This is a genomic window from Pedobacter sp. (assembly GCF_031119335.1).
Classification (GTDB): domain Bacteria; phylum Bacteroidota; class Bacteroidia; order Sphingobacteriales; family Sphingobacteriaceae; genus Pedobacter.
The window spans coordinates 1-13929 of the sequence record NZ_JAVHXT010000026.1; the positions used below are offsets into that span (position 1 = coordinate 1).

General features: G+C 37.8%; 8 protein-coding genes and 1 pseudogene. 3 read left to right on the forward strand and 6 right to left on the reverse strand.

Going from position 1 to position 13929, the window contains the following annotated elements; all coding sequences use genetic code 11:
- From REI64_RS18155 to REI64_RS18175, 5 genes and pseudogenes are all read right to left on the reverse strand, one after another.
- Positions 1-308: pseudogene (locus tag REI64_RS18155) on the reverse strand (hypothetical protein); the annotation flags it as partial.
- A 68-nt stretch (positions 309-376) separates the two neighbouring features.
- Positions 377-1948, reverse strand: a complete 1572-nt coding sequence (locus REI64_RS18160; protein ID WP_308851571.1) for a DUF5689 domain-containing protein — start codon at positions 1946-1948, stop codon at positions 377-379.
- A gap of 16 nt (positions 1949-1964) precedes the next feature.
- Positions 1965-3524 (reverse strand): SusD/RagB family nutrient-binding outer membrane lipoprotein, encoded by a 1560-nt coding sequence (locus REI64_RS18165; protein ID WP_308851572.1) that lies wholly within the window; start codon positions 3522-3524, stop codon positions 1965-1967.
- A gap of 12 nt (positions 3525-3536) precedes the next feature.
- Positions 3537-6728 carry a SusC/RagA family TonB-linked outer membrane protein gene (locus REI64_RS18170; protein ID WP_308851573.1) on the reverse strand — a complete coding sequence of 1064 codons (3192 nt, stop codon included), beginning with the start codon at positions 6726-6728 and terminating at the stop codon, positions 3537-3539.
- A gap of 509 nt (positions 6729-7237) precedes the next feature.
- Positions 7238-7999 carry a DeoR/GlpR family DNA-binding transcription regulator gene (locus REI64_RS18175; RefSeq protein WP_308851593.1) on the reverse strand — a complete coding sequence of 254 codons (762 nt, stop codon included), beginning with the start codon at positions 7997-7999 and terminating at the stop codon, positions 7238-7240.
- A gap of 150 nt (positions 8000-8149) precedes the next feature.
- Between REI64_RS18175 and REI64_RS18180 the strand changes: the two genes are divergently transcribed.
- From REI64_RS18180 to REI64_RS18190, 3 genes are all read left to right on the forward strand, one after another.
- On the forward strand, positions 8150-9742 hold the full coding sequence (locus REI64_RS18180) for a glycerol-3-phosphate dehydrogenase/oxidase (RefSeq protein ID WP_308851574.1): 1593 nt from the start codon (positions 8150-8152) through the stop codon (positions 9740-9742).
- A gap of 20 nt (positions 9743-9762) precedes the next feature.
- Entirely contained in the window at positions 9763-11250 is a 1488-nt protein-coding gene (gene glpK, locus REI64_RS18185) for a glycerol kinase GlpK (RefSeq protein ID WP_308851575.1), read from the forward strand.
- 74 nt (positions 11251-11324) lie between these two features.
- A complete protein-coding gene (locus tag REI64_RS18190) occupies positions 11325-12053 on the forward strand; it encodes an MIP/aquaporin family protein (RefSeq protein WP_308851576.1) in 729 nt (242 codons plus the stop codon).
- Between the two features lies 1 nt (position 12054).
- On the opposite strand, the gene REI64_RS18195 is transcribed toward REI64_RS18190, so the two are convergent.
- Positions 12055-13836: an ATP-binding protein gene (locus REI64_RS18195; RefSeq protein WP_308851577.1), complete on the reverse strand. Its 1782-nt coding sequence runs from the start codon at positions 13834-13836 to the stop codon at positions 12055-12057.
- Positions 13837-13929 lie beyond the last annotated feature (93 nt).

A 13929-nucleotide genomic window follows, 5' to 3' on the forward strand; every position in this document is an offset into this window, starting at 1 on the left:
ACGTAGAAGTACTCACCTTTTTTAACAGTACCGCTAACGATATTAAATTTGTACGTTCTATCGCCGCCTGTTGCCCAACCTTGCGGCGCAGGCTCTCCAGGATTTGGAGCTACCGTTGTCCCGTTTTTACAAACAACCAAAGCAAAGTTGTTTTTAGAGAAATCGATATCCTCTGTTGCCAGCAATTGAACATACTCTTGGTTTTTATCAGATCCGGTTGGATTGGCTAAATAACCAGAAATAACTATTTGAGATTGGGCATAGCTAGCGCTTAAGGCTAACACTAAAGCCATTGTAATTTTTTTCATTTTGTAATGGAATGAATAACGATGTGCAAAAAAATGGCATGCTTTTAATTAAACATGCCATTCAATAATTATTGGATTAATTTAAATATTCCTGCACCAGTTTCAATTTCAGGCAGTTTAGTAGTTGCATTCATTTTAACTACAGTAAAACCTCGCTTAACTGGCCATGTGTTAGTGCTTACATTATACTCTCCGCCCAACTTAATAAATGTACCTTGTGGCATATCTACTGTAGGACTTTCGTATAGCAAACGATAGCTATTAGTACCTTGTTTATAGTAAGGAGTAGCACCATTACTTTGTGTGTAATGATCATTATTAGGTATAAGCAAACCATAAGCGGGAACACTACCACTGGCTGCTTTATATACGTTTGCAGCAGAAGTACTAGTTCCATAAAAAATCACATCCACAGGAACTGTTTCTCTTGTTACGTTGGCTGTAGAGAACACAGCTATACCAGCAGGGTGTCCACTATTTGGCATCATACCACTAGTAGGATTTCCAATACCATCATCACCAGGTTCTGTTACGTATAATTTATTTGCAATCCAATTAGCATCAGCAATTGATGTTGAATTTGCGGCATTTATTACCTTGTGACCGCCAACATAGAAGTAAGTACCCTTTGCTACAGTACCACGTGTTAAATTAAATTTATAACTCCTATCGCCTCCTGCTGCCCAGCCATTTACAGGCGCAGAATTTGGGTCTGGATTTAAGTTTCCTCCGTTTCTAGAAAACACTACAGCAAAAGGCTTCTGTCTGAAATCCAAATCTTGAGTTGCCATAAACTGAGCATATTCATAATTACCGTCACCACCTTGAACATCAGTACAAAAACCTGTAACTACCACGGGAGTTAAACCCAATGGAACATTAGGATCAACCGTAATACTTGTAGGAACAAAATCTGCCTTTATTCTAGGAAGAATATTCATCTTGTTATCAGAGCCTCTCAATATAATACCCGTAATGTTAGCAGAATAGGGCAGAAACTCATCTTTGAAAAGAGCTGATGATGATACATTAGATTGCATATCCTCTCCTCCATCATTAAAAGTCTTAAGACCCTCTAACTTTTCTATTCCAATATTAGGATCAAAATTACAATTGAAAATAGTTACTAAACGAGCCTCGTAAGCATCAGGATTAGCTTTAATATTTAAAGAACCTATTCTTTCATTAATTAATGGCCTACCTGTAGCAACTTTTTGAATTTTACTAGAGGTAACATTTGTGATCTGCAAAATTCCGTCTACTCTTTTCAATACACCACCTTGAATATCGATATGTAAAGAATCTCCAGGAATAAAGTTTGCCGCATCAGAACCAATGTTTATAGAAATTCCTCTTATTGAATCAATTCCGTTTCCAACGGTTCGCATATTTTGTATCATCAGCAAACCTGCAGGCAAGTTACGTCCAGAATGATCTGAAATTACTTGCCCACGTACAGTAGTAGCAGACCTCATTACTTCTGTAGTTAAATTTACGTCTGTTCCTTTATAAAGTTTTCTCAAATCGAAATTTGAAATGTAAGGACTTGGTACGCTCTTCACGTAATCAGCCTCTTTACAACCATACATTGCTACAGAAATTGCAGCTAAAACACATATATTTTTTAATGTCTTTTTCATAATAATTAAAGATTAATTATGGTTTTTGCCACCAAACCATTGTACTGATTTCGTCTGGTCCTTGTGAAGCAATTGCATTTTTATAACTAGTTGGGTTAGTTGATTGCGTAACTAACGGATAAAATAAACGAGCTGGCATATTTCCACCATTCGCTAAGCCAGAACCTTTCGGTAAAAGTGGGTACGATGTTCTTCTATACTCAAACCATTGCTGAAAATCTACCAAAAATAAAGCATAATATTTTTGGGTATGTATTAACGACATTTTACTTAAAGAGTTTGGATTGAAATCTGACAATGGCAGACTATTGTTCCATCCAATACCTCTAGAAATTGTATGAGCTATAATGTCACCTTGGCTGATTTGTCTTGGCATCCAATAATTAATTGCACTCCCTATACCTTTATAATAATATGTTGCAGGGTCTCCACTTATCCATCCTTTAGCTGCCGCTTCTGCTAAAATAAAGTCAACTTCTGCACAGTTCATGATAATTCCTGTTTTAGGATCTATCTGTAGCGTATGCGGATCATTGGTTTCTGCTTGCGAATAAAATCTAGACTGAACATCTATTGAAGTTCCTGGAGCATAACCACTAGGAATACCTTCATAGCCGAATGGCCCAGGCCTAATACCGAATACGTTAACATTATTGTAACCCAATGCGTCGTTAATTCGCGGATCATTCCACATAGTTAAATTATCTATGAAGAAAGTAGAAATACCAGGTCCTCTAAAATCAACTGGACGAACATTTGCCATTAGGGGTGAAGAAAATGCAGCAGTTGTGCTGTTTGTTCCATTCCACAAAATACGAGCAGTTTGGTCGTTAGTTTCAATAATCGGGTATTCGCTCGGATTTGTATCAACCATCTCCTTAATCTTTGCAACAGCGTTTGCGGAAACCTCTCCTTTTCCAGACACCCTCAACAACAAACGTAAGTACAACGAGTTACCTAATCTTCTCCATTTACTCACATCTCCTTTGTAGACAGGATCACTCGTTGCTACAATAGAAGTATTGGCTTTTAATAAATCATTTGCTTGCTCTAACTTGTCAAACAAATCTAAATAGATATCTTTTTGCTTGTCAAAAACGGGTTGATAATTTCCCTCTTTACCCATGTTAGCTTCTTTATACGGAACATCACCATAAGTGTCTGTCAATAAAGAATACACCCATGCCTGGGTAATCAACGAGATACCTTGATATGAAGTATTTAAATATTCCGGACTGCTAGCAGCAACATAAATATCTTTTAAATCTGTTAAGTTAACATACCAAGCATTCCAAGTTTGGTCTGCGATATTCCTACGGATATCATATCTAAAAACCCTTCCCTCGGCATCATTCCTATCAACAGTAACTTGCATCAATTCATTATTGAAATTTCTATTACGAGCTAAGTTTGCCGTTAGAATATTAACCAATGGAAATGTCATTAATCTATGAGGTGCAACCATAGGTTCGCCAATAGGATCAGTATTTACCTCATTGAAATCTTTTGTACATGCCGAGTTTAACCCCAAAGCAGCCAGAAGAATATATATTACTAATTTATTATTCTTTTTCATTTCTAATACTTTTTATAAGCCAACTACTAAACGTACGCCCATTGTTCTGGTTGTTGGTAATTGTCCTGTTTCAAAACCTTGAACAATATCCGAACCTGCTAATGTTCCAAATTCTGGATCAAATGCTGGCCAAGGCGACCAAATGAACAAATCACGTCCGAAAACGCCAAGCGACATTTTGTTAAATCCAATTCTCTTTAAAAATTTCTTGTTAAAGTTATAGGTGATATTAGCCTCTCTAAATTTCAAATAATCTGTACTAAAGATACTACCTTCGGCTTGATCTGAGCCGTAGAGCGCAGTATAATAACTTTCTAAATTAGTTGCAGTTACATCGTTTTGACGATAAGTTCCATCAGGATTTTGAACTACACCTTCTCCAATTACCCCATTATATCTACCAGGCAAGGTAAGTTTTAATTTACCTAATGCTGCCATACGAGAGAAAGTTAACGAGTGTCCAACTGCTCCAAGTTGTGCATCGAACAACACATTCATGCTAAATTGTTTATACGAAGCTCCTGTGCCAAAGCTAAATCTAAACTGCGGCATTGTGTTTCCCAAGTACATCAAATCTGCGCTAGCAAGTGCATTACCAGTAGTACCGTTAAATACAATTTGGCCATCTGGAGAACGCAAGAAACCCCTTCCGTACAAATCGCCCATACTGCCACCTACATTCGCTACAACTTGACCGCCACCCAAAGCACCGGTACGCAACACTACAGAAGTATCTGCAAGTTCCTTAATTTTATTTCTGTTAGCGGTAAAAGTACCATTCAATGTCCATTTAAAACTTTTAGTTTGAACTGGCGTACCATTTAGTGCTAGCTCGATACCTTTATTATCTACCCTACCAACGTTAAATACACCAACATTATATCCTGTAGATCTATCTACAATCCTATTTAAGATTTGATTTTTTGTATTTCCAGCGTAAACAGCTAAATCAAAGTTTAAACGATTTTTAAACAATTTTAAATCTAAACCCAATTCTGCCGTTGTAGTTATTAACGGTTTTAAATTTGGATTAGGCAAAATAGTCGGATTTGTCATTGCATTATCCGGATATACATCATTAGCGGCTATGAGGTAATTGTAAGCCGTTCTGTATGGAGTTGTACTTCCACTACCTACCTGAGCCAAAGATGCTCTAAGCTTTAAAAAGCTAACTGTTTTTGGAAGTCTCCAATAATCTGAAGCTACAAAAGCTAAACTTGCAGATGGATAGAAAAAACCAACATTATCAGTTCTAGTAAGCGTAGCCAAAGTACTGTTCCAATCTTGACGAGCAGTAACATCCAAGAAAAGATAGTTCTTGTAAGAAAAAGAAGCAGCAGCATAAAAACTATTAATTCTATACCTAGACGTATCAGGTACATATATCAAAGGATTTTGATTGTTATCTAAGCTATAAGTACCTGGAACAACTAAACCATCTGCACGTGTTTCTAACCTGCTATATTCATTTCGCATCTGACTTCCACCAAAACTAGCTGTCATATGAAGGTCTTTGCTAAACTTTTTGTCATATTTCAACATGAAATCAGCATTAATTTCATAAGACCTAATGTTGTTTACTCGGAAAGAACCTTGAGCAAACCTGTTACCCGAAGCGTCCCAAGGTCTTCTAGTTTCCCTTACATCCTTGTTCAAGTCGCCAGAAGCTCTCACCATTAAACTTAATTCTTTAGTAAATTTGTAGTTGGCCTGAATATTACCTAACCATCCATTTCTACGCTGGCCGTTAAGATATAGTTCTGAAATAGCATAAGGACTTTCAGGATTTGTTGTAGTAATGTTAACAAGTCTTCTACCCTCCTGGCCAGTTACCCAGTAATCCCTATACCAATCTGTATTAACATTTGGCTGAGCAAACATAAACCAATACATTAATGATTGATTACCATAGCCAGTTGCTGGCAAATTATCGCTATTCCTATTATTATATTGAGCTTTAATGTTGATACTTAATTTTTTCGTTAAATTAGTGTTAGCATTAAAAGAAACACTTGTTCTTTCCAACCCTGTATTTGGAACAATCCATTCGTTATTTCCATGGCTAGCAGAAAGACGCATACCTACTTTTTTATAAGTTCCATCTAAACTTACCGAATTCATAGATTGAAAACCAGTTGTAAAGAATGCATCAATAGGATCATCATAAGCTACCCAAGGTGTTCTATTTAAACCTCTAACCTTCGTAGCGGGGTCGTACTGAAAAAACATTCCGCCAGCAGCAAATGGTGCTCCCCAAGAAGCACTTGTTGCATTTGTACTAGGTCCATCTACTGTATTTCCGTGAGAGAAATAGGAAACGCCAAATTGACCTTGACCGAATTCGTCTTGCCTATCTGGACGTCTACTAACTTCCTCCCATGTACTATTTGATGTAAAAGTTATGCCGACAGTTTTTCTATCCTTTGTTGCTGATTTAGTTGTGATAATGATAGCTCCATTAGCTCCACGTTGCCCGTAAAGTGCAGAGGCAGCTGGCCCCTTAAGTACCGTAACGCTTTCAATATCTTCAGGATTCAAATCATTTAATCCACTTCCGAAATCCGCAGGCATGATATCACCACCAGTACCATAAACACCACCACCGGTACCTGCCGAACGTCGAGAACTACTACTAGCCACTACACCATCAATTACAATTAAGGCCTCATTATCTCCAGTTAAATTATTTTCACCACGTAAAATGATTTTATTAGAACCTGCCGGGCCGCCATTACGCACTAAATTTAATCCAGCAACCTTACCAGAAAGGGCATCGGTCCAATTACTAGCAGCAGCGTCGGTGAATGCATTGCTATCTAACTTGGTGACAGCATATCCAAGTGCCTTTTCATCCCTTTTTATACCTAAAGCCGTTACGACAACTGTATTCAACTCATTTGTTGATGACTTCATTCTAATATTAACATCTGTTTGCGCATTTGCAAATGTTCTGGTTACAGTAGTATAACCAATCATTGTAAAACTTACAGATGTTCCTCTCGGCACATTGATAGTAAAACCTCCGTTTCCGTCAGTTAAACCTAACACTTTTCTAGTGTTGTCCGTGATACTAACGCCAGGCACTGCTGTACCATCGGCATCATCCAAAATAGTACCTTTAATAGTAACGTTCTGAGATGTTGTTTGTGCCGCAACATCATGTAATAACGAAAATTGAAAAAGCATAGCAAATAGAAATGCCATGCTAAATACATTTCTAAACGATCGCTTCTTCAAAATACCAATTACAGAAAGCTGTGACTGCGAGATGTGTTCGCACCTCGCTGCATGCATGCACATGCGAGCCTTTTGAGTAGTTGTTTTGTTCATAATTAATCTATATCGGGTTATTTACTAGTTTCTTTTTATAATTTTCCCGAATGCTGCAAAAGTAGCCTGCCTTTGTTAACTCTGTATTAACTGGTTATTAACCTATTTTGAAACAATTCGCAATTACAAGTTATTTAATTTTATGTTATTAAATATTTCGCAATGATAATATAAAAACAAATTGAAACTAAATATAATTTTCAAATAATCAAAAAAAATGAAAATATATTTTTTGAATAGCCGCTAAACAGCATTAAAACAAACACAAGAATTATCCACAAAATTTAATCGAAAGCAATACGAAATATTACGAAAACAAAACACAAAAAAGCACCATCTAAAAGATGGTGCTTTCCATTTAGATTATTTAAAGAAACTTACATCTAAACCACAGTTACAGTAATCCCCAATCCCTCTAGATGATTAATCATTTGTTGGGAAATACCTTTATCAGTTATAATTTGGTCAACATCCTCAAAACCACATATTTTACCAAAGCCCCGTTTGTTAAACTTGGTAGAATCGGCAAGCACTACCACCTTTTGCGAAACTTTGATCATTTGACGGTTTAAGTGCGCCTCCATTGCGTTAGTTGTAGTAAACCCATGCTCTAAATCAATACCATCTACACCCAAAAACAATGTATTGAAATAAAAATCCTGCAAAACCTGTTCTGCATAAGAACCCATTACCGAAGAAGAACTCTTTCGCAACAAACCACCTAGCTGTATTACCTCTACATCGGGGTTACGCAAAAACTCAATTGAAATATTAAGAGAAGATGTAACTACAGTCAAATTCAGTCCGTTAGGAATACTTTTTACAAAATAAAGCAGGGTGGTCCCAGAAGCAACCACTATCGAATCGTTCTCTTTCAGTAGTTTTGCCGCAGCTGCTCCTATCCTATTTTTTTCAGACGACTGCATTTTCTCCTTTTCATTAACAGGCCTATCTACCGTGTACGGATTACTCAACGTTGCGCCTCCGTGTGTCCTAAAAAGCAGGTTTTTATCTTCTAAAAGCTTTAAATCTTTACGAATGGTAACCGACGAAACTTTAAGCTCCTTGCAAAGCTCAACCACGTTAATATACTGGTCTTGCTGTATACGATTAAGTATAAATTGATGCCTTTCGGCAAGCGTCATGCTCATAGCGTTTATATTTAATCGCAATTTAATAATTTATATAAAGAACGTCATCATATTTACATAAGAAAAATATTTTCATCAAAGTATTTATTATTTCGATTTTGATTACTTATAATTGCTTATTGTTTCGTTTTATTACAATTTATTATGCAGAGAATACATCATCACAACCTAGTTGACCAATCGGAATGGGATATTATTATAATTGGCGGTGGCGCAACCGGACTTGGAACAGCATTAGATTCTGCAAGCAGGGGCTTAAAAACATTATTGATCGAGCAAGCTGATTTTGCGAAAGGAACATCTAGCAGAAGCACAAAATTAGTACACGGTGGGGTTAGATATTTAGCACAAGGCGACATAGCATTAGTTAAGCATGCACTTAAAGAAAGAGGTTTGATGCAGCAGAATGCTGCTCATTTAGTTCATAAAGAAGAATTTCTTATTCCCTGCTACGATTGGTTTTCGGTTGCGAAATATTTAATTGGTTTAAAACTTTACGATTGGTTAGCTGGCCGTTTCAGTTTCGGAACTTCGAAATTTTTCTCTAAAAAGGAGACATTAAGCATTATGCCAGGCGTTAAGGAGCAAGGGCTTAAAGGTGCTATCCGTTATTTCGATGGTCGTTTCGATGATGCTAGGCTTGCCATAAACATTGCACAAACGGCAAAAGAGCAAGGGGCTACGTTGGTTAACTACATGAAAGTGACCAACCTTTTAAAAGACGGAGATAAAATTAAAGGCGTTATAGCAACTGACGCTATCACAAACGAAACTTTCAGTTTGTTCGGGAAAGTGGTAATTAACGCCACTGGCGTTTTTGTAGACGAAATTCTGCAAATGAGCAACTCGAAAGCAAAGAAAACGGTAAGACCAAGCCAAGGTGTACACATTGTTCTAAAGAAGGAATTTTTAAATAGCGACTCGGCGCTGATGATCCCTAAAACCTCTGATGGCAGGGTTTTATTTGCTGTGCAGTGGCATAACCATTTGTTAGTAGGCACTACCGACACACCTTTAAACGAACATAGCTTAGAACCTAGGGCTTTAAAAGAAGAAACTGATTTTATTTTAAGCACTGCAGCTAGTTATTTCAAAAAGAAACCAACAGAAGATGATATTTTAAGCGTATTTTCTGGTCTACGCCCTTTGGCTGCTCCTACCGATAACAACTCTAACAGCACCAAAGAAATTAGTAGAGACCACAAGCTGATGGTTTCTGCAAAAGGTTTAATTACTATTACTGGCGGTAAATGGACCACTTATCGACGTATGGCAGAAGAAACTATTGATCTAGCCATAAAAGAAGCGGGGCTTGTATCTAAAGCTTGTCAGACAGAACACTTAGCGATACATGGTTGCGAAAACGCTACAAGTGAAAACTATCTGAACATTTATGGATCAGATAGAAACCATATCGAAACCCTAATTCAGCAAAACCCTGAACTAGGTCAAAAATTGCACCCGAACTTCCCTTATACCCACGCAGAAGTGGTATGGAGTGTAAGAAATGAGATGGCAGAAACCGTGGAAGATATACTGAGTAGACGTTTAAGGGTATTAATTATTGATGCCAAAGCTGCAATAGAAATGAGCGCTAACGTGGCTTCTATTATGGCAAAAGAAGTTGGCGTAGATAAAAATTGGGAAGATGAACAAGTGAAATCTTTTGTTAAATTAGCAGAAGGCTATACCTACAAAACGAAAGTAGAAAAGAAAGAACCTGCTTTAGCAGTTTAAACTTCGACCAAATATAATGTATGGGCAAATTTATTTTATCTCTAGATCAAGGGACTACTAGCTCGCGGGCTATTGTCTTTAACCACAGCGGCGAAATTATTGCCATAGCTCAAAAAGAGTTTACCCAAATTTACCCCAAAGCTGGATGGGTAGAGCACAATCCGAATGAAATTTGGTCTACACAATTATCGGTTGCTACCGAAGTAATAGCTAAAGCTGGCTTAACAGCAACAGACATTGAAGCGATCGGTATTACCAACCAAAGGGAAACTACTGTAGTTTGGGATAGAAATACCGGAAAGCCAATCTACAATGCCATTGTTTGGCAAGACAGGAGAACATCAGAGTACTGTATCAGTATTAAAGAGCAGGGAAAAGCAAAGGCGATACAAGACAAGACGGGACTAATTATCGATTCATACTTTTCAGCCACTAAAATAAGATGGATTTTAGAAAACGTAGAAGGCGCACGCGAAAAGGCAGAAAACGGCGATTTGGCGTTTGGCACCATAGATAGTTGGCTAATTTGGAATTTAACCGGAGGAAAAGTTCACGTTACCGATGTGAGCAATGCTTCCCGCACTATGATCTACAACATCCATTCCCTATCATGGGATGATGAACTTTTAGCTTTATTTGACATTCCTAAATCGATGTTACCAGAAGTTAAATCTTCTAGTGAAGTATATGGTACAACGGCAGGCAACATCTTAGCGGCACAACTTCCAATAGCTGGTATTGCTGGCGATCAACAATCTGCTTTGTTTGGACAAATGTGCACCCAACCAGGCATGGTTAAAAACACTTACGGCACGGGCTGTTTCATGTTGATGAACATTGGGAAAACTGCAAAAACATCTAACAACAACCTATTAACCACCATTGCATGGCAAATTAATGGCGAAGTTAATTATGCTTTAGAAGGCAGTATTTTTATTGCCGGTGCCGTTGTACAATGGTTACGTGATGAGCTTGGTTTGATCCAAAAATCTGCTGATGTAGAAACTTTGGCTCAACAAGTAGAAGATACCAATGGTGTTTACATTGTACCCGCTTTTGCTGGCCTTGGTGCTCCATATTGGAACCAAGATGCCAGAGGTACCATCACCGGAATTACCAGAGGCACTAACAAATCACATATAGCGAGAGCTGCTTTAGAAAGCATTGCTTACCAAACCATGGATGTTTTAAATGCCATACAAGCAGATGCCGGCACTCCTATTGCAGAATTAAGAGTTGATGGCGGAGCTACAGCAAACAACCTATTGATGCAGTTTCAGGCCAACTTATTGGATTGTAAGGTGATTAGACCCGAAGTTACAGAAGTTACGGCTATAGGTGCAGCTTATCTTGCTGGTTTAGCGACGGGTTTCTGGAAAGATATTAATGATATTAAATTGCAATGGAAGATTAACAAGACCTTTACGGCAAATGAAAAAGTAAGTACCGAACGAATTAAAGGTTGGCAGCAAGCCATTAAAGCTGCGATAGCAAATACAGAACAGTAGGCAGTTACCAGTCGTCAGTTTACAGTTCTAACAGTTAACCAAATAAACAGTTTAAACGATTAACCAACTCCCCTATGAACCCTTACATTGCAGAATTTATTGGCACCGCCCTTCTTATCCTTTTAGGAAATGGCGTAGTTGCAAATGTTGTTTTAAAGGATACTAAGGGCAACAATAGCGGTTGGATGGTAATTACGACTGCCTGGGCACTGGCAGTATTTGTAGGTGTGGTAGTGGCCGGTCCACATAGTGGTGCCCACATTAACCCAGCGGTAACTGTAGCTTTAGCAGTTGCCGGCGCTTTTGAATGGGCAAAAGTGCCATATTACATTATATCGCAATTAGGAGGTGCTATTTTTGGTGCTTTGTTGGTCTGGATTTTTTATAAAGACCACTTTGATGCCACCGAAGACAAAGGCTTAAAGGCTGCCCCGTTTGCTACTAGTCCTGCAATACCAAACAAACTGTCAAACCTATTTTCTGAAATTGTTGGTACTTTCGTACTCATTTTCGTTATTTTTTATATCACTGGTGGCGAAATGGGCGAAGAAAAAACACCAATAGGTTTAGGTTCGGTTGGCGCACTTCCAGTAGCTTTTTTGGTTTGGGTTATAGGATTAAGTTTAGGAGGTACAACTGGTTATGCAATTAACCCGGCTAGAGACTTAGGACCCAGAATTGTTCACAGCATTATACCAATGAAAGGAAAAGGTAGCAGCAATTGGAATTATGGGTGGATACCAGTTATCGGCCCGCTGATTGGTGCTAGTCTAGCTGCCTTGTTAAATTTTTGTATCAAATAACTTAAATATACTTTTTCAGTTCTTCAAGCAAATCATTAGGATGAAAAGGCTTTGCTAAGTAACCGTTCATCCCTACGCCTGCTGTATCTTCTAACACTTGGTTATTTACCGTTGCCGTAAGCGCTACAATTGGCACTAATGCTTTTTTATTGCCTTTCAAACCTCTAATTGCTTTAGTCGCTTCGTAACCATCCATTATCGGCATATAAAGATCCATCAAAATTAAATCATATCCATTTCTGCAAACCATGTCTAAGGCAACTCTACCGTTTTCTGCCACATCTGGCATTATCCCAAAACGGTTTAATATTTTCTTGGTCACCATTACATTCACCAAATTATCTTCAACTACCAAGATTTTCAATGAAGAAATATTGTTATCATCAACTTGCTGATATTGCTTTCTCGTTAACTCAACCTTTGCATCGCTTATAAGTGGAAACGATATATCAAATGAAAACTTAGTGCCTTTATTTACGCCGCTTTCCATGACTAGATTAGATTGGTAAAGCTCAAGCACTTTTTTAACAATAGGCAGCCCCAAACCTGTGCCACCGTAATTTCTATTTGTACTTGCAGATGCCTGAACAAAAACCTCGAACACCTTATCCTGTCTACTCCTTTCAATTCCAATTCCTGTATCTTCTATCACAAACCTCACAACAGCACTATCTTTAGACAAAGCCGGGCTACTACAAGTTAATACAACGCTGCCCTTTTCAGTAAATTTAATAGCGTTATTTAAAAGGTTAAGTAAAACCTGCGTTAAACGAGTTGGATCGCCTAACAGTGTAACATCTTTTAGATTGGGGATCACATCTAAACGAAAATCCAGATGTTTTTCTTCCGCCTTTAATCTAGTTGCTGCGTAAATATTTGCAACCAAATCTGATAGATTAAATGGTATCCGTTCCAGCTCTACCATCTCAGAGTCTAACTTATTGAAATCCAACACATCGTTCACTAAATTAAGAAGGTTTTCTGCTGAGAATTTTAAAACCGCTAATGTCTCTTCCTGATCTTTACGAGGTTCTTGGAGCAGCAGCACATTAGTAAGCCCAATTACACCGTTTAAAGGCGTTCGCAACTCGTGCGACATAGTCGATAGAAAATTCATCCTGGCGTTAGATAATTCATTAATTTCTAACACCGTTTTGCTTAACTTCTCATTAATTTCATTGAGCTGATTTTTTGTTTCTGTTAAGGTGGTGATGTTTTTATTGAAAGCCCTAAAGAAGAAGTAGTGTAAAAACGCAATGGCCACAAAATCGAACACCAACACAAATACATAAATTGGTCGGGCTATTACCTGCGGCCCATCACTCAAGAAAAAATATCCTTCTCTAGAAATAGTAGCATCTAATAATACCGGAATGATATTTAAACTAGCATAAAACCATCCCCATTTGGAACCGTGCATATAAAAACCCAGTGCCGATGCCAGCCAAATGTATTGTAAGGTAGCGGCGTTCATACCCTGCACATAGATCAGCAGGTTTGCCCAAACCCCTAAAATTGTGATAAGAGATAAGATAGCGTGAGAAATAATCCTCCAATAATTGAAAAAATAAAGAACCGATAAAAGAGATACTGCAAATACGGTAATTATCGAAGCCCTAATTAACTGCGGTATCTGACCTGTATATACGTAAGCAAAAACCAACAACAAACCAAAGCCACAATAAGCTAAAAGCAGGTAAAATAGCATTAACACCCTAGCCTGATTGATGGTATCATCTTCTCTAGCTTTTATTGCAGCGATAAATTGTTCTATTAAGCGCATATTTTAGCTAAAATAGCGATATCAACACAAGAAGACAAGGAATTAAGAGTTTATCCTATCAATATTACTCAAAGAAACAATAAGCGACAATAC